This is a genomic window from Bacillus sp. FJAT-28004 (genome assembly GCF_001280845.1).
Lineage (GTDB): Bacteria > Bacillota > Bacilli > Paenibacillales > Paenibacillaceae > Pristimantibacillus.
Map to the genome: position 1 here is coordinate 221,848 of NZ_LGHP01000003.1, position 21,551 is coordinate 243,398.

The 21,551-nt window shown below is 44.0% G+C and carries 21 protein-coding genes; 16 read left to right on the forward strand and 5 right to left on the reverse strand.

Going from position 1 to position 21,551, the window contains the following annotated elements:
* The first annotated feature begins 68 nt into the window (after positions 1-68).
* The 5 genes from AC787_RS28835 (at position 69) to AC787_RS28855 (ending at position 6,985) form a co-directional block, all read left to right on the forward strand.
* A complete protein-coding gene (locus tag AC787_RS28835; RefSeq protein ID WP_054028409.1) occupies positions 69-1,508 on the forward strand; it encodes an ABC transporter substrate-binding protein in 1,440 nt (479 codons plus the stop codon).
* Between the two features lie 85 nt (positions 1,509-1,593).
* Positions 1,594-2,532 (forward strand): carbohydrate ABC transporter permease, encoded by a 939-nt coding sequence (locus AC787_RS28840; RefSeq protein ID WP_082361241.1) that lies wholly within the window; start codon positions 1,594-1,596, stop codon positions 2,530-2,532.
* Entirely contained in the window at positions 2,529-3,359 is an 831-nt protein-coding gene (locus tag AC787_RS28845) for a carbohydrate ABC transporter permease (RefSeq protein WP_054028410.1), read from the forward strand. The genes AC787_RS28840 and AC787_RS28845 overlap by 4 nt, the downstream gene beginning before the upstream one ends.
* A gap of 27 nt (positions 3,360-3,386) precedes the next feature.
* The gene (locus AC787_RS28850; RefSeq protein WP_054028411.1) at positions 3,387-5,231 is read left to right on the forward strand and encodes a glycoside hydrolase family 127 protein; all 1,845 of its coding nucleotides are present in this window, start codon (positions 3,387-3,389) and stop codon (positions 5,229-5,231) included.
* Positions 5,232-5,479: 248 nt separating this feature from the next.
* Positions 5,480-6,985, forward strand: coding sequence for a stalk domain-containing protein (locus tag AC787_RS28855; protein WP_054028412.1), 1,506 nt, complete (start codon positions 5,480-5,482; stop codon positions 6,983-6,985).
* 103 nt (positions 6,986-7,088) lie between these two features.
* On the opposite strand, the gene AC787_RS28860 is transcribed toward AC787_RS28855, so the two are convergent.
* Positions 7,089-7,634: a pyridoxamine 5'-phosphate oxidase family protein gene (locus AC787_RS28860; RefSeq protein ID WP_054028413.1), complete on the reverse strand. Its 546-nt coding sequence runs from the start codon at positions 7,632-7,634 to the stop codon at positions 7,089-7,091.
* A gap of 103 nt (positions 7,635-7,737) precedes the next feature.
* Here AC787_RS28860 and AC787_RS28865 point away from each other — a divergent pair, with 103 nt between their 5' ends.
* From AC787_RS28865 to AC787_RS28910, 10 genes are all read left to right on the forward strand, one after another.
* The gene (locus AC787_RS28865; protein ID WP_054028643.1) at positions 7,738-9,141 is read left to right on the forward strand and encodes a PLP-dependent aminotransferase family protein; all 1,404 of its coding nucleotides are present in this window, start codon (positions 7,738-7,740) and stop codon (positions 9,139-9,141) included.
* A 92-nt stretch (positions 9,142-9,233) separates the two neighbouring features.
* Entirely contained in the window at positions 9,234-9,623 is a 390-nt protein-coding gene (locus AC787_RS28870) for a tautomerase family protein (RefSeq protein WP_054028414.1), read from the forward strand.
* Positions 9,610-10,017 (forward strand): VOC family protein, encoded by a 408-nt coding sequence (locus AC787_RS28875; RefSeq protein WP_235561153.1) that lies wholly within the window; start codon positions 9,610-9,612, stop codon positions 10,015-10,017. Before AC787_RS28870 ends, AC787_RS28875 begins: the two co-directional genes overlap by 14 nt.
* A gap of 57 nt (positions 10,018-10,074) precedes the next feature.
* Entirely contained in the window at positions 10,075-10,563 is a 489-nt protein-coding gene (locus AC787_RS28880) for an NUDIX domain-containing protein (RefSeq protein ID WP_054028416.1), read from the forward strand.
* Between the two features lie 92 nt (positions 10,564-10,655).
* Positions 10,656-11,219, forward strand: a complete 564-nt coding sequence (locus tag AC787_RS28885) for a hypothetical protein (RefSeq protein WP_054028417.1) — start codon at positions 10,656-10,658, stop codon at positions 11,217-11,219.
* Positions 11,220-11,259: 40 nt separating this feature from the next.
* Complete coding sequence (locus tag AC787_RS28890; RefSeq protein WP_054028418.1) at positions 11,260-11,754, forward strand: shikimate kinase; 495 nt, start codon at positions 11,260-11,262, stop codon at positions 11,752-11,754.
* Positions 11,755-11,933: 179 nt separating this feature from the next.
* Positions 11,934-13,148: a GTP-binding protein gene (locus AC787_RS28895; protein ID WP_054028419.1), complete on the forward strand. Its 1,215-nt coding sequence runs from the start codon at positions 11,934-11,936 to the stop codon at positions 13,146-13,148.
* Positions 13,149-13,394: 246 nt separating this feature from the next.
* Positions 13,395-14,444 (forward strand): LacI family DNA-binding transcriptional regulator, encoded by a 1,050-nt coding sequence (locus AC787_RS28900; RefSeq protein WP_054028420.1) that lies wholly within the window; start codon positions 13,395-13,397, stop codon positions 14,442-14,444.
* 252 nt (positions 14,445-14,696) lie between these two features.
* Positions 14,697-15,155, forward strand: coding sequence for a VOC family protein (locus AC787_RS28905; RefSeq protein WP_054028421.1), 459 nt, complete (start codon positions 14,697-14,699; stop codon positions 15,153-15,155).
* Between the two features lie 66 nt (positions 15,156-15,221).
* Positions 15,222-15,917 (forward strand): SDR family oxidoreductase, encoded by a 696-nt coding sequence (locus AC787_RS28910; protein WP_054028422.1) that lies wholly within the window; start codon positions 15,222-15,224, stop codon positions 15,915-15,917.
* Between the two features lie 86 nt (positions 15,918-16,003).
* Here the strand turns inward: AC787_RS28910 and AC787_RS28915 are convergent, their stop codons facing one another.
* From AC787_RS28915 to AC787_RS28930, 4 genes are all read right to left on the reverse strand, one after another.
* Complete coding sequence (locus AC787_RS28915) at positions 16,004-17,083, reverse strand: Gfo/Idh/MocA family protein (protein ID WP_054028423.1); 1,080 nt, start codon at positions 17,081-17,083, stop codon at positions 16,004-16,006.
* 33 nt (positions 17,084-17,116) lie between these two features.
* Positions 17,117-18,064, reverse strand: a complete 948-nt coding sequence (locus tag AC787_RS28920; protein ID WP_054028424.1) for a helix-turn-helix domain-containing protein — start codon at positions 18,062-18,064, stop codon at positions 17,117-17,119.
* Between the two features lie 41 nt (positions 18,065-18,105).
* Entirely contained in the window at positions 18,106-19,110 is a 1,005-nt protein-coding gene (locus tag AC787_RS28925) for a Gfo/Idh/MocA family protein (protein ID WP_054028425.1), read from the reverse strand.
* A gap of 159 nt (positions 19,111-19,269) precedes the next feature.
* Positions 19,270-20,124, reverse strand: a complete 855-nt coding sequence (locus AC787_RS28930; RefSeq protein WP_082361243.1) for an AraC family transcriptional regulator — start codon at positions 20,122-20,124, stop codon at positions 19,270-19,272.
* A 129-nt stretch (positions 20,125-20,253) separates the two neighbouring features.
* Between AC787_RS28930 and AC787_RS28935 the strand changes: the two genes are divergently transcribed.
* Entirely contained in the window at positions 20,254-21,546 is a 1,293-nt protein-coding gene (locus AC787_RS28935) for a Gfo/Idh/MocA family protein (protein ID WP_054028427.1), read from the forward strand.
* Positions 21,547-21,551: the final 5 nt, after the last annotated feature.

Sequence of the window (21,551 nt, forward strand, 5' to 3'; positions counted from 1 at the left end):
TACAATAAAAGCATCATAGACTGCAGCTATGAGCCAATGAGATTGATAAATGAAAGGGGCTCGTTACGATGATGAGAAGACAATGGAAATCGGTTTCCGTTCTCTTGGTTGTACTACTCATGACAATCAGCGTATTATCGGCATGCACGAAGTCTGATTCGGGTAACAACAACTCTCAGGCTCAAGCCACGAACGGTACAAGCAGCACAGAAAATACTGGAAGCGGCGAAAATGTCTCCAAAGACCCTATCAAACTGCGTCTTACAGCTTGGGGTGCACCTGATGAGATAGCTGCATTTAAGAAAGCAGTCGCTAGTTTTGAGGATAAGCACACGAATATTAAGGTTGATTTCCAAGCGATCTCAGCTGATTACGATACGAAATTAACGACCATGGTAGCTGGGAATGACGAGCCTGATATTGCCATGATGGAGTCTAGCACGATCGCTTATCCTTTAGCAGAAGAAGGTAAGTTCGTTAACCTTCAGGACTTCCTTGATAAGGATTCGGAGCTGACTGTTGACAGACTAGTTCCTAACATCATGTACTCCTCAGAGCCCGGCAATGTAGTCGGAATTGCGCCTGGTCCAGAATCTTTTGCCCTATTTTATAACGAAGATGTATTTAAGGATGCAGGATTAACACCTCCACCAGCCAAAGCTTCTGAAGCGTGGACATGGGATGAATTCGTTGAGGTTGCCAAAAAGCTTACGATCGACAATAAAGGCAAGAATGCGACCGAAGAAGGTTTTGATGCTAAAAATATTAAACAGTTCGGAGTCAACGTACCTACTTGGTGGGGCTCATATAGTAACTTCATCTATTCGAATGGCGGAGACTTCTTATCCGCGGACGGCAAGAGTTTTGCTCTGAATCAGCCTGAGGCTGTTGAAGCTATTCAAAAGATTTCCGATCTAATCAATGTCCACCATGTTGCACCGTCACCGGTTCAAGCTAAAAATATTCCAGGCACGAACGTTGCGCTTCAAACAAAGAAAGTAGCAATGGCCTTTGACGGACAATGGGCGAGCACGGGCTTAGCACAATCCAAATTCAATTTTAACGTTGGCGTGCTTCCAGTCATGAAACAGCCGATGACAACTGTCGTTTCTGGCATGTTCTCAATGTTTAAATCAACAAAGCACCCCGAGGAAGCATGGGAGCTCTTGAAGGCGCTGATCGATCCAGAGGCTTCAATCGAACTGCTTACTGCCGGTACTTGGATGCCCTCTCATAAAGAGTGGTACACGGATGAGACATACCTATCCAGATGGACCGAAAACCTGCCTTCTCGTCCATCAGGTTACAAGGATGCGGTCGTTGAGATGGTCTTGAGCAACAGCCATGCAACGCCAACCGCTTATGTGAAAAACTTCAATAAAATTATGGATATCGTTAATCCCGCATTGGATAAAGTATGGCTAGGCCAACAAACCGCTCAAGAGGCAATGGATTCTATCGCTGCTAAAGCACAGGCGCAAGTCCAAGGGCGTCGCGACGTACAATAAAGATTTAAAGAAAGAACTGTAGTCAGGATTGACGGCGTTCTTATTGAGGACCGCCGTCTTCTTATGATAGGAGGTACGTATCGACATGGATATCCCTGTGCAAACCATTCCAGCAATAAAGAAAAAAAGCCGAATAAGAGAGCGTAAGGCTTTATTTTATGGATTATTATTCACAGCTCCCGCTATATTGGGCTTTATTATTTTTACGCTCGGCCCAATGATTGCAAGTCTGGTGCTGAGTCTAACGGATTATAGCGTGTTTAAAGATACAACCTCGTTTATTGGATTCGATAATTACGCCAAGCTGTTCTCAGGTGAAGATGACTTATTTTATAAATCGCTAGGTGTTACCTTCTACTTCGTTATCTTGCGGGTACCTGCCGTCATCATTATCTCCTTCATACTGGCGCTGCTCCTTAATATGAATGTAAAGGGAAGGTCGTTGTTTCGCACGATTATCTATTTGCCAAGTATTGTTCCGGCTGTTGCATCGTCCATGATATGGCTATGGCTGCTCAATCCTGATTTAGGTTTAGTAAATACGGTGCTAACATGGTTTCATCTACCGACAAGCAACTGGCTGTTCGGCGAAAGCAGTGTTATCCCTTCTGTTGTCTTAACGACTCTTTGGGGAATTGGCGGCACGGTTATCATTTTCCTAGCGGGACTCTCGGGTATTCCGAAGCAGTACTATGAGGCTATTGATGTCGATGGCGGAGGTTGGTTTCATAAGCTGCGGCATATTACCATCCCGATGGTAACACCGACGATTTTCTTCAACACCATTATGACGATTATCGGTTCCTTCCAAGTGTTTAGCGAAGCGTACATTTTGACACAGGGCGGACCGAATAACAAAAGCTTATTTTTCGTATTTTACCTGTGGAGTACAGCATTCCGTGATACAGAGATGGGTTATGCATCCGCCTTGGCATGGATATTATTTATCATTATTTTGTTCTTTACGTTCATCGTATTCAAGACCTCGAAATCTTGGGTGTACTACGAGGGGGAGAAATCATGAGGGAGTCCAGACTCAAGCTGACAGCAGGATATATTGCCCTTATACTTGTTTCGGCCATGTTCATTATTCCGTTTGTCTGGTTGATTCGGAGTTCGGTGATGGATTTATCGCAAATTTTCGTTATGCCGCCTGAATGGATTCCGAATCCTTTTAAATGGGACAATTACGAGAGAGCACTTACCGTGTTGCCGTTCGGTGATTTCTTCAAAAATACACTTATTATTGTGTTCAGCGTTATTATAGGCACGGTGTTGACGAGCACAATCGCAGCCTTTGGCTTCTCCCGTATTCAGTGGAAGGGCCGGGACACCATCTTCGCGATTCTCATGACCAGTATGATGCTGCCCGCTGCGGTTACCTTAATTCCGAGTTTTCTCGGATGGAAGACGCTTGGCTTCTACGATACGTTCTATCCGTTGATCGTTCCGGCCTTCTTCGGTGGAGGTATCTTTAATATCTTCCTGCTAAGGCAGTTCTACATGACGATTCCGCGTGATTTTGATGAAGCTGCTTATGTAGATGGGGCTAATTACTTTCAAATTTACTGGCGAATTCTTATGCCGCTTAGCCGCTCGGCTGTTATCGTCGTTGCGCTATTCACCTTCTTAGGTTCGTGGAATGACTTTATGGGACCTCTTATCTATTTGAAGAGTGATAGCAACTTTACGCTGGCACTGGGTTTGCAAATGTTTCAAGGCAGCTATACGGCGCAATGGGATTTGCTCATGGCGGCGTCGGCAACCGTCGTTATGCCCTGCGTGCTCGTATTTTTAATCGGTCAGCGTTATTTTCTGGAAGGAATTACGTTAACGGGATTGAAAGGATAAGAATAAACGATGAAAGGATGGTTAGACATGACACAAACGGAAACGAAGACCATAAAAGGCTGGCAAGACGTATCCTTTACAAATGTTGCGATCGATGACGCTTTCTGGAGGCCGCGGCTGGAAGTGCTCAAAAATATTACGCTGAAGGCTTGTCTGGATAAATGTGAGGAGACGGGCCGCATTGCCAACTTCGCCATAGCTGGCGGGTTGCTGGAAGGCAAATTCGAAGGAATGTATTATAACGACTCCGATGTATATAAGGTGCTTGAAGGCGCAGCCTATGCACTGATGACGGATCGTGATCCTATACTGGAAGCGGAAATCGATCGGATTATTGATCTCATAGCTTCAGCGCAGGAAGCGGATGGATACTTGAGCACTTACTACACACTTGAAGCGCCTGATCTCAAATGGTCTGACATGGAAAAACATGAGATGTATAACGGTGGTCATATGATTGAAGCAGCGGTTGCCTATTTCGAAGCGACAGGCAAGCGGAAGCTGCTCGATGTTGGATGCCGTATGGCCGATCATTATGACAGTTTGTTTGGACCAGGCAAGCGACACTGGGTGGAAGGGCATGAGGAAATTGAGCTTGCGCTTGTGAAGCTGTATCGCGCAACGAGCGAGGATCGTTATTGGAAGCTTGCGCTTTGGCTGCTTGAAGAACGCGGTCATGGCCATGGTGTCGGTGCAATATGGGACAAGGAGGAATGGGGCCCAGCATACTGTCAGGATGATGTTCCCGTTCGGGATATCGAGAAGGTAACGGGCCACGCTGTACGAGCGATGTATTTGTACACCGCGATGGCGGATGTTGTGCATGCCTCAGGTGATCCAACGTATATTGATGCGCTGCACCGCGTTTGGGCACATACAGTTGAACGGAATATGTATGTGACAGGAGGCATCGGGCCTTCTCAGCATAATGAAGGTTTTACGCATGATTACGATCTGCCGAATGAATCTGCTTATTGCGAGACCTGCGCGGCTATCGCTATGGTATTTTGGAATCACCGGATGAACTTGCTGTTTGGCGATGCCAAATATGCAGATGTTGTGGAGCGGGAGATGTACAATGGTGCTTTAGCCGGAATCTCGCTGTCAGGCGACAAATTTTTCTACGTTAATCCGCTTGCTTCAAAGGGGGAGCACCACCGAGTAGACTGGTTCGGCACCTCTTGCTGCCCGACAAACCTAGTTAGGTTCTTGCCATCCATTGGTCAATATACCTATGCTGCAACGGATGATGGGTTTGTTGTCAATCAATACATGAACGGGGAAACGACTTTGGAAGCGAAGAGCGGGATATCCGTCAAGCTCAAGCAGACAACGGCGTATCCTTGGGATGGAAGAATTGAGCTTACGGTAAGCCCAGATCGAGCGGAAATGTTCGAGATTCGACTTCGTGTACCTGGCTGGTGCAGAGGATATAAGCTATCGGTTCTAGGCGAGCGTACGCTGGGATCGGAAGGACTGATCGACAACGGTTATCTCGTACTAAATCGTCACTGGGCGCCGGGAGACTCTGTTGTACTAGAGCTTGATATGCCGGTTGAGGTTGTCCGGTCACGGATGGAAGTGGAAGCTAACGTTGGAAGAATTGCCCTGCAACGTGGGCCGATCGTGTACTGCATGGAGCAGACCGATAATTTGGGGTTATCCTATGACGAATTTTCCCTTGCCGCACATGAGCAGCTGTTGACCGAGCACCGAGCTGAGTTGCTTGGCGGCGTGACCGTTCTGAGAGGGAAAGCAGCCGAAGGGTTCCCTTGTTTATTCATTCCTTATTATGCATGGGATAACCGTGAGGCCGGCTTTATGCAGATATGGGTTCGTGAAGCGGAAGATCAGGGCTTATATCGTTATTGAGAAGCAAGTATAAGAATCGACAAAAACCCGAAAGCAAGACACTTCTTTACAAAGTGTCTATCTTTCGGGTTTTTGTTCATTTGGCTTGCCATTGGGCTAAGTTTCAATAACTAATTGTGCAACAAATAATGGATTTCGTTCGTTTAGGAGTTAACAAATTTAATATAAATTGGGAATTATTTAACTAGATTATCTAGACTTTATAGCAGTGGAATTAGCTTAGATTGAACAAAAAGGAGATGAATAAATTGAAAAAACGATATCATGCAATAGTTGGCCTAGCTGCTATGTTGACCGTTATGTTGATTCCGATTATTCCGCTAAATGCTGCCTCTGATAGCAGCTCCAAAGAGCTTACAGAAATAACTCATGTCGAAATGGGCGGTAGCTATGCTCTCGCATTAGACAAACAAGGAGTTGTATGGGCATGGGGTGCAAACTTCAACGGGCAGCTCGGAGACGGTACCACTGGTTTTAAGTCGGCTGCTGTACCTGTTTTCAGCGACGTAAATAAGATACAAGCCACAAGTGGATACAGTCTGGTACTAAAAAAAGACGGTACGGTTTGGTTTTGGGGTGGCAATGGGAATAGGGTAAGCGGCTTAGATAACTTTGAAACAAAAGAAAACGTTTCGATATCATCACCTACTAAAGTCAGTAATCTTTCGAATGTTATTGATATCGCGGCAAAAGAAGACCACAATCTGGCATTAAAAGCTGATGGCACAGTTTGGTCTTGGGGCAACAGTCAGTTCGGTCAATTAGGCCGTATGGATATAAATGCCTACAAGCCTGAAGAGTTCCGAAAACGGATTAGTGAAGAGAATATTCCCAAACAAGTAACGGGTCTCAAGGATATCGTATCTGTCCATGCAGGAAGCTTCCTGTCAGCTGCCATTAATACCAAAGGAGAAACTTGGATTTGGGGTCATTACAATGGCTGGGGAGATCAATCAACGGACTTGATGACTCCAGTTAAACTCGAAGGGATCCTTGCCAATAAAGTAACTGGCAATTGGAAAAACACAATTGTAATGGATAAAGAGGGGACAATCTGGGAAGTTAAGAAGGGTTTAATACTAAAGAAACTTTTAACTTCTGGCACCGATATTAGCTGTGGGAATTTTGCTTGTGCAGCTCTGTCTTCGGATGGAACAGTGCGGGGGCTAATCGGAGGCTCCGAAGAAACCTTAAATCCAGTACCCATTGCAGGAATTTCTAACGTGAAGCAGTTTGCTATCCAATCTCTTAACCAAGATCAGCTGATTATTGTAAAAGCAGATGGAACACTCTGGACTAAAGTTCCGTTCGGATATTTAGCGGGAAATGAATCTTTAGTTGATTACTACAATCAAATGAATGTACCATACAACGAAATGGGGGAAAAGCTGCGTCAGGTCAAGAAGGCAATCACGGTACAGCTAGACGGAAAGACGATATCACTCACCACTAACCCATATATTTACAAAGGTGTTACGTTTGTGCCGCTGCGCAGTACATTTAATGAACTAGGAGCAAAAGTGGAATATGTACAGGGTAAAATGACGATTTCGAATGCTAACCATATTCTGAAACTTACCATTAGACAAAATGAGGCATCCATTGATGGAAGAGCTGTAACGTTAGACTTTCCTCCTATGATTGTGGATACGATGACGATGGTGCCATTACGTTTTGTTATAGAGGCTCTTGATAATAAAATTGATTGGGACCCGGACAATCGATTAATTTCAATCAGCAGTCCTAACGAGTAGAGAGGTATGTCACTAGAATGTGTAAAAGTATATTTCAAAACAAAGAGCCCAAGCAGCGTTAAGATGAGCTGCCGGGGCTTCTTTTTTTAATGCCAATATGTTATTACAAATCGTTGTGTACCGTTTTTCCTGGATAAAACATTGCGCTCTCTACTTTTTCATTTTCTTTTGCAGAGATGGAAGTCGTGATTAATTTAAATACTTTTGTTTTACTTCCCATAGATGATTCGTATTTTTCCAAATGTGATTTGGACAATGGTTGTTTATAGTACCCAGGCACATATTTGTCCAGCATACTTTGCATAGCTTCCGCAGCCTCATCTAATTCATTAACAAACTGTATTTGTCCAGAAATGATAACGCTCATGTAAGACGTATCCGTATGAGCAGGTACGGGGTGAGTTAATGTACCATATTCTTCACTCACTGTGAAACAAGCTTCTGGATTTTGCTGTATATAGGAGATTTTGCGCCCTTCAGCAGCACCATGAAAGTAAACAGTATCGTTTAGCCAAGTGAAGTTTAACGGAACAACGTAAGGGAGTCCATTCGCGGAAAGGCCAAGGAATCCCGTTTTTGCGTTTAATAAAAAGGATTGAATTTTGTCCTGATCGGTACATTCTCTCTTCTGCAATCTAACGGGAAACATATTCATACACACCCTTTATTTTTATGATAATGTAATAGTAAATAAGAATTGTCCCTGTGAAAAGGGGCAGATTTCAAATATTTCATGGGGTCAGGTGTTGCAAGTGATAGAGATAACTCCTTTACTCGATAAGCAGGGAAAAAATCCTTTATATTCGCAGTTGTATACGTATATTAAAGATCAAATTGAATCAGGATTAATTGCTGAAAGTGCCAAGCTTCCATCCATTCGTGAATTGGCGAATTACTTGAAGATTAGCAAAAACACAGTAGAAGCTGCTTATCAACAGTTGCTGGCAGAAGGGTATGTAGAAAGTAAAAGTCGAAATGGGTTAAGAGTGCTGCCGCTAGAGGATTTGAACACAACCCGAGGTTTGGTTCAATATAGCTCCATTAAAGATGTTAGCGAGAGAAAATATCGGTATGATTTTAACTATGGTGATATTGAATGGAATCGATTCCCAATGAGCATATGGAAAAGATGTTTGTCGGATTCTTTAAACAAGGACCCTTATCAAATATTAGGATATGGACATCCTCAAGGAGACGAAGAACTGAGGGAGGAAATTGCCAAATACTTATTTCAATCTCGCGGAGTTTCGTGCAGCCCAAATCAAATTCTCATTTGCTCCGGTACACAACATGCCGTTAGCATGTTATTGCAGTTTTTGTCTCTAGGGGGACAAAACATAGCGATGGAAGAACCCGGCTATAACGGTGTTCGAACGGTTTTGAAAAATCATGGCTGCAAAATTACACCGATTTCGGTCGATTATGACGGTTTAAATATAGAAGAACTGCAATCAAGTGAAGTCAATGCGGTGTATGTGACACCATCACATCAATTCCCATTAGGTATGGTGTTGTCTATACAGAAACGAATGAAGCTGCTCCATTGGGCAAGCCAAAACGACGCAATCATTATCGAGGATGATTACGATAGTGAGTTTCGATATGTAGGCCAACCTATTCCCTCGCTTAAAGCATTGGATTCAGGAGAACGCGTCGTTTATTTAGGAACATTTTCAAAATCGTTTTTGCCGGCTGCCCGTTTAAGCTATATGGTTTTACCAACAACCATATTAGAAAAGCTGGATCATATATTTTCCGTCTACAATCAACCGGCATCACCAATCATTCAGCAGGCTGTGTTTTTGTTCATGAATCGAGGGCATTTTTCTGGGCATATACGCAAAATGAGAAGACTGTACCAAGCGAAGCATAAAACCCTTGTTAACGCGATTTCTCTGTATATGGGTGATCGTGTGAATATCATTGGGAGCAAATCAGGGCTGCATTTATTGCTTGATATTAAGGACAGAGAAAGCGGTCATCTGATCGAACTGGCAGCTGGAAGTGGAGTAAGAGTATATTCTCCTAATGTTCATTGGATGGATAGTGAGAGCTGCCCGACATCTATTGTATTGCTTGGATTTGGTGGCATGAGTGAGGGCGAAATTGAAGAAGGCATTTGTTTGCTGAGTAATGTTTGGTTTGGCTCAGCGTAGGCTGATATATTCCGAACGCATATGCTATAATTTTGCTAAGTATACAAGATTACACAGATAACTATTGAGATAAGAAAGGTGAGATTAGAAGAATGGCTCAAGTGAAAATTTTTGGCCTTAAAGATAACTTGAATCCGATAAAAGAACAATTATCACAAATTATTCATTCATGTGTAGTGGATGCATTTAAAATGCCGGTCGATAAGAAGTTTCATCGTTTTTTCGCAATGGAGAAAGAAGATTTTTATTACGCGCCTGGACGAACTGAAGCCTATACGATTATCGAAATAAGCGTATTTGAAGGACGTTCCGTCGATTCGAAAAAACGGCTCATTCGGTCGCTCTTTGAACATATTCAAACGCAATTACATATTACTTCTGAAGATATCGAAATAACAATTTTTGAAAGTCCAAAATCAAACTGGGGCATTCGCGGCCTGCCTGGAGATGAACTGCAACTCACCTATAATGTTAATGTGTAGTTCGCGGAGATCGGAGTCATTTGAGGCTAGTATCGCACCATGGCTATCAGTCAGCAACGCAGTTGATGCAATAAATTTTTACAAAGCGGCATTTGGCGCGGTTGAACTGTATCGATTAGAGGAGGGAGATGGGCAGGTAGCGATCGCTGAGCTTTCCGTCGGAGGAGCGAATTTCTGGATTCAAGAAGAGGCTGACGCCATCCCGGAGATGGTAGGCCGAGGTTCCTTCCGCATGATCATAACGGTCAACGACCCGGATTTTCTATTCGATTTGGCCCTGGCTGCGGGAGCAACAGAAATTGTTCCAATAAATGAAGAGCACGGCTGGCGTATAGGTCGTGTAGTAGATCGGTTTGGCTATCATTGGGAGATCGGCAAGCGGCTGATTGAATAGACGCGATGAGTCCCGTAACAGTGATATGTTTTCCCAAAATGGTTGGGAGGGATTCGCATGAGAATTTCTTGTTCCGCTGGAGGATTAATTGTTAAGGAAAACAATGTGCTGCTTGTAAAAGTTACTTATGGAGCCAATAAGGGTCACTGGATGCTGCCAGGCGGAATGGTTGAAGAAGGGGAAACCTTCGAGCAAGCGGCAATTAGAGAATTGAAAGAAGAAACAGGAATTAATGCTACTACGAAAAGGCTAATAGGAGTTAGAACAGGAATTAAACCGTTTAACAATGAAAAAGAGCATGTTGTGCACTTCGTTTTTGAGATGGACTATGTTTCAGGTGTTTTAGTTGCTGATGGTTCTGAGATTTCAGATGCAGGGTTTAGACCTATAGATGATGTGCTTAACGATCCGCTAGTTATAGATTTATCTAAGCAATTTGTACGTTCATATCTAGACGCATCACCATACTCCGGGTTAAGTAAGGTACAGGTCAACATTCAAACGAATAATCCATACTTAAATTACGATGTTTACGGCTTAATATGAGGATGACTATCAGATTGGTGTTATTCCAGATGCAACTAATATCTCCCAATTGCGTCTTTAACTTTGCATAAATACAATTGGGGGGCATTAAAATGAAACGCTTATGCTCAGTTTTACTCGTATTTGCAGTTATCGCTAGTGGTTGCAGTAAGGGAACGGAGGTAGAGGTAAACTCTCTTGTTCAGAATCAACCAACAAATGAGATCGTTGAAAAACAAAACAACATGCCTAAAGAAATGCCAAATGATTTTGATTTCATGGTGCGTTATGGATATAGCGAAGTGAATAAAAACGAAATCAATACTTTTTTGGATACGGCTACGAAAGATTTAATTTTGAATGGGACTGCTTCAGCAAAAATTTCGTTTACGATAGAAGAGATGCGCAGTATTTATGAGAAAATGAGAGAAATAAATATAATGGGAACAAAAGAATTAGTGCCAGTCGTCGTGGCCTGCGAACGCGTTCCTTATAGTGAAGATAGTTGGGAAGTAAGTATCAACGGGCAATCAAAGACATTTACTTGGTCAGAAAAATATTGCGACCCAACTGGCGATGCAAAGCAATTGTTGGAATTGCGAAAGTTCATTCATGAGATCGTTGTAGGTAAAGAGGCTTATCAAAAACTGCCAGAAGCGGAAGGCGGTTATGAATGAGGAAACGAGAGAATGAAATGAATAGTGGGGGAGCTCGCTAGTGTGCATTCGTGCAAATAAGATACATATTATTGGATCAGTGGGAAGCGGGAAGTCTACATTAGCTAGACATTTATCGGAAAAGCTGTCTATACCATACTATGAATTGGATAACATGGTTTGGAGAAGAACAGAGGATGGAGATATACGAAATAGTATTGAAACAAGAGACTCATTACTAAATGATACGATTGCGTCTGATAAATGGATCATTGAAGGCGTACATTACACATGGACAACACAAGGATTCGAGCATGCAGAGCTCATTATTTATTTGGATACCCCTATTTGGAAAAGAAATTATCGAATATTAAAAAGATTTATTATACAAAAGCTCGGACTTGAAAAAGGGAATTACAAACAAACCTTTTCCATGTTATGGAGGATGTATCGGTGGAGTTATAATCATAACAAGAAGGAAAAACTGCAAATTTTTAAGCTATTAGAGCCGAATAGCAATAAACTATTAGTGTTGAATGATAACAGGGATATATAAGCATTTTAAAAAAGGTACTGCTGTTTAATTGTAATGAATACGATCTTGACGAGTAAACGAGATATGGTTATACTCATTAAGCGTAACGATTACTATTAAAAGATAGTCCTTTTTTATTTGTTACATAATCGTAATGATTACGCTTTAAGTGGAGCGAAAATAAACCGGAGGTGCCAATGATGACTGTAAAAAAACTCCCTGTAACTGTATTAAGCGGGTATTTAGGCGCTGGCAAGACGACCATTATGAATCATGTACTCCATAATCGCGATGGACTGAAAGTCGCTGTTATCGTAAATGATTTAAGCGAATTGAATATAGACGCAAGTCTTATCAAAGATGGGGGCGGCTTGTCACGAACAGAAGAAAAGCTTGTAGAAATGTCCAATGGCTGTATTTGCTGCACGCTTAGGGAAGATTTACTCAAGGAAGTTGAGAGCTTGGCGAAAGAAAATCGATTTGATTATATTCTAATCGAGTCGACTGGTGTTGGTGAGCCTGTTCCAGTAGCTCAAACCTTCTCCTATATCGATGAAGAGCAAGGGATTGATTTAACACAATATTGCAGGCTTGATTGCATGGTAACGGTCGTAGATGCTTACCGCTTCTGGCATGATTATGCATCAGGCGAGACACTTCTTGATCGCAGTCAAGCCGTTGGCGATGATGACACACGTGAGGTTGTTGATCTGCTTATCGATCAGATCGAGTTTTGCGATGTGCTTCTTTTGAACAAATGTGATCTTGTAGATGACGAGGAATTGGCGGAACTGGAGAGAGTGCTTCGTACGATGCAGCCGCGTGCCAAATTCATTCGCACTTCCAATGGTGAAGTTAATCCAAAACATATTTTGAACACGTCGTTGTTCAATTTCGACGAAGCTAGTCGTTCGGCAGGTTGGATAAAAGAAATGGAAGCTCCGTCACACATACCGGAAACAGAGGAGTACGGTATATCATCCTTCGTATATGAGCGCGCGAAGCCATTTCATCCGCAGCGTCTTAAAGATTGGATGGAGCGTTGGCCGGAGGAAGTCGTCCGAGCCAAAGGTATCGTATGGCTTGCTACTCGTAATGAATATGCTCAAAGCTTGAGCCAAGCAGGTCCATCCATACAGTTTGGACCTGCAGGTCTTTGGGCTGCTGCATTGCCCGAAGCGGAGCGACAGGCTTTACTGCTGGAGGACCCCGAGCTGGCAAGCTTGTGGCATGAGGAATACGGTGATCGTGTTAACAAATTTGTACTGATCGGAATCGCGATGAACCGGATGAAGCTGACCGATTCTCTAGATAGCTGCTTGCTTAGTGATGGGGAGCTGTCGCTGAACTGGAACGAGTTCCTGGATGAGTTTCCGAATGCTATAAATGATCAGATGGACTCAGCGGTTCATTAATAGCAAGAAGCTTAATGGGAGAGGCGAGTTAAAGTGATATACGTTCGCAATACGAGGAAACGATATGAGTGAGAGCGCTCATTTTGCAATCGCAGGAATTAGCTGTTCTTATGGTAGAAGATGTCTCAGGGGTATTCTCTGAGGCAGCTTCTATTTAAAATCATCTTCTAATTATGAATTGACAGCGCTTCAGAACATTGGTACATTATTTCCATAAACGCGTGTTTACGGAATGAGGGGCTTAGGTTGAGCAAAGAGATAAACAGCACGGAAATCGCCAAGCTAGCAGGTGTTTCTAGAAGCACGGTCAGCCGTGTAATTAACAACTATGCGAATGTCCCTGAGAAGACGAAGCAAAAGGTATTAAAGGTCATTCAGCAATACAATTATTACCCAAATCTATCGGCTCAGGTGCTGGCAGGCAAGCGTACGCGAACGATTGGTTTATTCATGGTCGATTCCGGCCGAGTATCCGGCGACAGCATTTCGAGCTTATTGCTTGCACGGGTTATTGAAAGTGCTTCTTCACATGGCTATTATGTGCTGACACATATCGTTCATGATATGAAAGATCAGGATGAGGCTCGCATGATTAAGGAGAGCTTCTATCAGCGTAGAATCGATGGAGGTGTGTTCATCGGAGCGGCTAATCATGAACCGCTCATAGAGGAGCTAATTGCTGAAGGGTTTATGGTTGCGATTGTGGATCAGCATTTGCCGGGACGTACGGAACCAAACCGTATTGTGTTCAACTTTGACAACGAAACGGGTGTAGGGCAAGCGATTGATTATATAGTAAGCTTGGGGCATGAGCGAATCGGTATGATTAATGGGGACATGAACAGATACTCTGGACCATCCAAGTGGAGAGGCTTTCAAGCTGCGATGGCAAGGCATCATTTACCGCTTGTGCAGCAATGGATGCTGCCGGGTGATTTTAACGAATCCAGCGGCTACCAGTCCATTAAAGAATTTTTGAAAGCCAAGACGGAGCTGCCGACAGCCATATTTGCAGCGAATGACAGCGTTGCTTTCGGAGCTATTCGTGCGCTGAAGGAATCGGGTATTCAAGTCCCGCAGGATGTATCGATTATTGGCTTTGACGACCACATATTAAGCGCGCATTCCAGACCGGCATTAACGACGATCCGGGTTGATTTTGCAGACATGATGGACAAATTGACTAAGACCTTGATTACGAGCATTGAGAATGGTGCTGAAGCCTATCATCCGGTTGCGGTAAGCACTGAGCTCGTTGTCCGTGATTCCTGTCAAAGCGCAAGGGAAGATTCATAGTTAAGAGAAAGAACGATATAGTTAGAGGTCCTTATAGGCTGCATAAGGGCTTCTAATATTAGGTTTAAACCACACATTATTTTTTACAACGAAATAAACACGTGTTCACTAACGATTATTTTTTTTGAGAGGGGGGATGCGGATGCAGCAGGTAGATATTCATTTACTTGAAGAATAAGAGATAGCATTTTTATTTGTGCGGCATATACGGCAATCATAACGATGAAATCAACCTCCAGGGGGAAAATAGGCATGGATAAAAACTTGATTGGAACACGGACGATAACTCAAATTGGACTATTAGTTAACGATATAGATGCAACGTCGCAGGCGTATGCAGATTTTTTTGGGATCGAGAAGCCGAACTGGTTTTGGACAGATAAGGTAGATAAGGCGCAAACGGAATATAACGGGCAATCGTCAGTGGCTCGTGCCAAGCTTGCTTTTTTTGATATGGGATCCTTGCAGCTTGAACTCATCGAGCCGGATGAACATCCTAGTACGTGGAGAGAGCATCTCGACAAACATGGTGAAGGTCCGCATCATATCGCATTCGTCGTTGACGGCATGAAAGAAATTGTAGCATCCATGGAGAAAAACGGTATGGCATTGGTTCAAAAGGGTGAGTATACCGGCGGACGTTATGCCTATATGGACACTTTTAAAAATTTGAAAATAATGTTGGAACTGCTGGAAAACGATAAGAATTAACAGAGTGATGCGTGAGATAACGAGCTGTCATCTACTTGTAATGAATAAACAGGAGGAATGAATGGCATGAACATATTAATTACAGGTGCCAATCGAGGTCTGGGATTAGCGCTTGCTAGTGAAGCATGCGTACGAGGACATCACGTGTTAGCTGGGGTTCGCAGCCCCGGCTCTTCTGCAGAGGGATTGCAAGAGCTGATCACGAGATTTCCAAGTCAAATAACGGTACTGCCGCTTGATGTTACGGATGAGAATTCGGTTCGCTACGCTTCCGCACAGGCGGAAAGCCGAGTACGCAGTTTGGATGCTGTTATTAACAGCGCAGCGATATTGCTGGGACGGGATCAGAAGCTGGAGAAGCTCGACTTGGAGCAGGTGGAGCAATCGTTCCAGACCAATCTATTCGGGCCTATCGTGGTACTCAAGCATTTCTTACCTTTGCTTCGTCAAGGAGAGCAGCAAAGCATTATTAATATTAGCTCGGAAGCAGGCAGCTTCACTGGTGCTTATGGCGGCGACTATTCCTATGCGCTGTCTAAATCTGCTCTGAATATGTTCTCCGCGCAGCTGCGGAGCGAGCTTGCACCGCAGGGCTTCGTCGTTCATGCGCTTCATCCCGGCTGGATAAAAACAGATATGGGGGGCGAGCAGGCACCTGGAGATGCGACAGTCGCAGCAGCTGGCATTATGAACATTGTCGAGCGGAAAACGGAAGCGAAAGCCCTTTTTATTGATCATAATGGCGCCCCTATGAATCTATAAGATGACCTTTATTCAATATAACGATAAAAAAGGAACTGCCCAGCAAGGTCTTCGTAGACCGAGCGAGGCAGTTCCTTCTTTATTGCTTATAGATATACGGCTTTGCCGGTTTTGGATGATTCATAAATCGCTTCAAGAATTTGAGAAACAACGAAAGCTTGCTCTGGCGTTACAACAGGCTCAGTGTCCTCTTCAATTGCTTTCAGCCACATTCTCATTTCGAGATCAGCGTCGCTTTCTGTTTTGCCATCGTAGAAAGCAACTCCGCCTGCATTCAAATCAATCTTAGTTGCAAATAGACGGCTATGCTTCTCGCCATTAATGCGAAGGCCATCCTTCATGTCCGCGCCGCCTTCAGTACCAGACAACGTACATTTTGCTTCGTCAACTTCAAGCGTATTAAGTGCCCAGCTGGACTCAAGCACGATTGTAGCGCCGTTCTCCATGACGATCATACCAAATGCGGAATCCTCAACAGTGAACTTCGCAGGATCCCAAGGTCCCCATGCATTTGCAGCGTTTTCGCGTTGCGAAAGCTTGTGGTAGGAAGTACCAAGCACCACTTTAGGCTTGTAGTTGTCGAGCATCCAAAGCGTCAAATCAAGTGCGTGAGTACCGATATCGATAAGCGGTCCGCCGCCTTGTTTTTCTTCGTCAAGGAAAACGCCCCAAGTTGGCACTGCGCGGCGACGAACAGCATGCGCTCTCGCATAATAGATGTCACCTAGCTCACCAGCCTCACACAATTTCTTCAAGTGCTGGCTGTCTGGACGGAAACGGTTGTTGTAACCAACAGTAAGCTTCTTGCCAGTACGGCGAGCAGCATCAACCATACGCTGTGCATCGTGAGCTGTTTTGGCCATAGGCTTCTCAGTCATAACATGCTTGCCAGCTTCAAGTGCAGCAATTGCAATGTTCGCGTGCGAGTCGTTTGGCGTACATACATGAACGACTTCAATTGAAGTATCGGTCAACAGTTCAGTGTAATCCGTGTATACTTTCGCGTCCTCAGCACCATATAGGGCAGCTGCGTCAATAGCACGTTGTTCAACGATATCGCAAAATGCGACGATTTCAACGTTTTTAAGTTTCTTCAAGCTTGGTAGATGTTTACCGTTTGCAATTCCGCCACAGCCAATAATAGCTAGTTTATATACTTTAGACATGTGATAAAGCCTCCTAATAGTATGTTGAATTTGTTATTGAGAAACGGTCTGACGAGCATTCCTACGATATTCGGAAGGAGTGACGCCGAATTTCTTGCGAAACACAGCGTGTAAATAGTTGCCGCCGGCAAAGCCGGATAACTTGGCTATTTTCTCCACCGAATGCGAGCTTTCCTGTAGCTCACGGCATACGACAGCCAGTCGAATGTCTTCAAGAATACGACTGAATGTATGTCCATGATGCAGCTCCTTGAATAAACGCTGAATTTGTCGCGAGCTTAGATTAAGCTTGTCCGCAACGTCCTCGAGCGTGATGAAGCCGTCATAGTTAGCATAAATATACTCCAAGGCGAGCCGATAACGATAAGCCTTCATATCCCGCGTTGGAAACTGTTTCTGTTCGCTTGCTGTGTCATAAGCACGAACCGCTCGCATCAAAATTTGGATAACCGTCTGCTTAATGGTTGTATAGCTGCCAACAAAATTATCGTTGCAAGCTTGATAGGCTTCAAGAAAGCGAGGCATCGCTTGATGCAGATCCATTGTCGGAAACAATGGAAGTGTTTTTAGCTTATCGATACAATTTCGCGCTTCAGCAGCTTCCCAGTCGTCATAGGAATGAGCATCTTCGCCGTTATCCTGCTCTGTTCGATCAATGATATCAACATGCAGACAAAGCTCATTCATTGCTTCAAGCGCGTCTGCTTCTTGATAATGCATGATCTCAGGTCCGGTTAAATAAAGCATGCCAGGCTTTAAAGCATACTCCTGGTCGCTAATAATGACCTTTCCTTTGCCCTGAGGTATGAAATGCAATTCATATTCCGCGTGCTTATGGAATCCAATGATTCTGCCGGGAGGGAATTGCGTCAGATGAAAGCGCAGTACATGGATGTCGTAAGGCCCCCATCTGATGCACAGCTCCAGACGTTCAAGCGCATCCTGGCGTTCATGCATGACCTCATAAGGGAAGTTAGGCATGCTGATCACCCCTTGGAGTAGTCCAGTTTAAGTTTGTAGTATTACTCGCTCAGCTCATCAATCCGGATTGCACGGTGCTCACGAGCAGAGCGATTCGAAGCTTCCATCAACTTCGTTAGATCAGTGGCAAGGCTTACATTTTCGTCAGCGGATGTATTGTTCTCGATATGCTGTACCCATTGGTCAAAAGCACTCTCTCTATTCGGCGGAATAACTTGTGCCGTCCATTGCTCAGATGATTGGTCACCTGGAGTAGAAGTGCGAAGCAGCAGCTGGCTCTCTGGATTGCCGTAAAGCAGCGTTCCTTCAGTACCATGCACCTCAAGTGTAAATGGTGAATGATTGTTAACGAAGCCGGCCTCTACGATTCCGATCGCTCCAGATGGCGCATTCAATACTGCTACCGCGTTATCTTCGACCTCTTTGCCAGTGACATAACCAAAATGAGCAGAAACCTCTTTAGGCATTTCATTCAAGAAGAGTCTAGTCAAATACATAGGGTGACAACCCAAATCGATTAATGCACCGCCGCCGCATTGCTCTAGGTTGTAGAAGTGTTCAGGCAGCCAGTTCGCTGTTGCTCCGTTATGAGAGAGACGAGCACGAACCAATGTGATTTTTCCAAGAACGCCTTGTGACAAAATATTGCGAATCGCCAGTGTATAGCCGTCATTTAGACGAGGCAGCGATACTGTTAATTTTACATTATTTTTAGCTACTTCATCTAGTATAACATTTACTTCTTTTAGGGTTGGTGCAATTACTTTTTCTGTAAAGATATGCTTGCCGGCTTTAGCTGCTGCTACAATAACTTCTTGATGTCTTGAAGTTGGAGCGTCAACGATAACAGCGTCGATATCGTCGCGATTCAACATTTCATCAAGGTCTGAATAAAAAGTAGCGTCAAGTTTCTCGGCAGCTGCTTGTCCGCGTTCCGCGATTTCGTCCCATACTGCAACGATTTCCGTACCAGGGTGCTCCTGAGCTTGTTTCGTATAATCCCATGCGTGTACATGCCAATAACTAATTTTACCGATTCGAATCATAGGTTCATCTCTCCCTGGGCATCTATTAGCGAATTTGCATTGCATATATAAATTTATGACAACAGCTATAATTTAACATAGTTTTATGCGTATTTTTAGTGTAATTTAATGACCAATTATGTACGATATTACGACAAAATATGATTTAAGTAAATTCACTTACACATATTGCTTACGATATTGACGCGGGGATACATGAGTAATCTTTTTGAATGTTTTTCCAAAATGAGAGAAGTTATCGAAACCGACCGCAGCTGCGATATCGGTAATGCTAATATCTGACTCGCGAAGCAGACGCTGAGCTTCCTTCATACGGGTAAGAATGATGTAGTCGGAGAAGGTAAAGCCTGTCAGCTCCTTGAACATACGGCTTAAATAGTAAGGACTGATGAAAAAATGTTTTGCAAGCTCATCAAGTCGAAGCGGCTCTCCAAAGTGAGCGTTAATGTAGCGGATAACCTCTGAAATTTTGGCATGCATGGGTGTTGCGTGGTGCAGAGGCATTGGCTCAGACTGCTGGATATATCTAGCTGCGGTCAGTAGGAGCTCGGTTACGGCATAGCTGGGAAAAAGCTCGAAGCCAGCAGGCTGTTGTCTGATCTCCGCCAGCATTCTACTCATTAATTGTGCTGTCGCCAGCTGCTCCTGCATGGGCAAACGTATAATATGAGATTGCTGTTCAAATGGTGTTAATAAGAAGCTAACATGCGTTCCTGCTAATTTGCCTAACATTGCATCATCCATGTGTATAATAATTCGTTCATGGGAGGCATCGCCGGATTGCATCGTTTTGTGCAGCTCATGCTTAGATATAAAGACGAGATCGCCTTGCTGAACAGAATAGGAACGATCACGAATAAAATAAATTCGCTGCCCTGACAGCATATAATAGATTTCATAATAGTCATGGTAATGATTTTCTTCCATCGTAAAGGGCGCTGTCCGTTTCGTATACTCGATATATAGCTCGGATGTAGAGCCAAAGCTGCAAATTTCAGGCTGAATGCTCATCATTGATTTGCTCCTTTTGATTTTATAGCAAAATAAGCGGTGTTTGATGGAAATTAAGCAGGATATGCAGAGAATTATATCACTATCATGCAGTAATATGAAGGTAGTTGAATTAAAGGAGGAATAATGATTATGGCAAAAAAACGATATGTATTGGTAGGCAGCGGCGGCAGGGCAGAATTTTTCTACGGTGCTCTTGCAACTGATTTCAGAGAGACATCGGAGCTGCTCGCATTTTGCGATATTAACCAAACTCGGATGGACTATGCGAATCGCATATTAGTTGATAAATATAACCACGAGGCTGTAAAAACGTACAAATCGAATGAATTTGACCAAATGATCGAGCTTGAGAAGCCGGATGCGGTAATCGTTACAAGCATGGATCGGACGCACCATACGTACATTATTCGCGCGCTTGAGCTTGGGTGTGATGTCGTAACTGAGAAGCCAATGACGGTTGACGAGAAGAAATGCCAACAAATATTGGATGCGGTTGAGCGAACGGGCCGCAATGTGCGCGTGACGTTCAACTATCGTTATGCGCCGCATCATACGAAAGCTAGAGAGTTGATTGCTAACGGTACAATCGGCAAAGTAACTTCTGTTCATTTCGAGTGGCTGCTGAATACGCAGCATGGTGCCGATTATTTCCGCAGATGGCATCGTAACAAGCAGAACAGCGGCGGTTTGCTGGTGCACAAATCGACGCATCATTTTGATCTCGTCAACTTTTGGATCGGCTCGCAGCCGGAGTCGGTATTTGCCTTTGGAGACCTCTTGTTTTACGGACGTGAAAATGCGGAGCAGCGCGGTGAGACGCAATTTTATGAGCGTGCGACGGGAAATCCGCTTGCTGAGAATGATCCATTTGCGCTGCACTTGGACAAAAACGATCATTTGAAAGCCATGTATTTGGATGCGGAGCATGAGGATGGCTATCGCCGCGATCAAAGCGTGTTCGGTGACGGCATTAATATTGAAGATACGATGGGCGTGCTTGTGCGCTACAAAAACAATGCGATTTTGACGTACTCCTTAAACGCTTACTTGCCATGGGAAGGCTACCGCATTGCATTCAATGGAACAAAGGGACGCCTAGAGATGAATATCGTGGAGCAATCGTATGTCAATTCCGGAGGAGAAAAATCCGAAGAGGGTGCGCTTAAAGAGCAGACGATTAAGGTGTTTCCGATGTTTGCTGCTCCGTACGGGGTGGAAGTAGAGGAAGGCGTTGGCGGTCATGGCGGCGGCGATCCGGTATTGCTGAATGATTTGTTCGGAACGCCTGTAGAGGATCCATTCCAAAGGGCGGCTAATCATATAGATGGAGCTAGATCGATTCTAACGGGCATCGCAGCGAACCGTTCGATCCAGACGGGACTAGCCGTACAAATTGATGACCTTGTGAAGTTTCACAAATAGGTTGC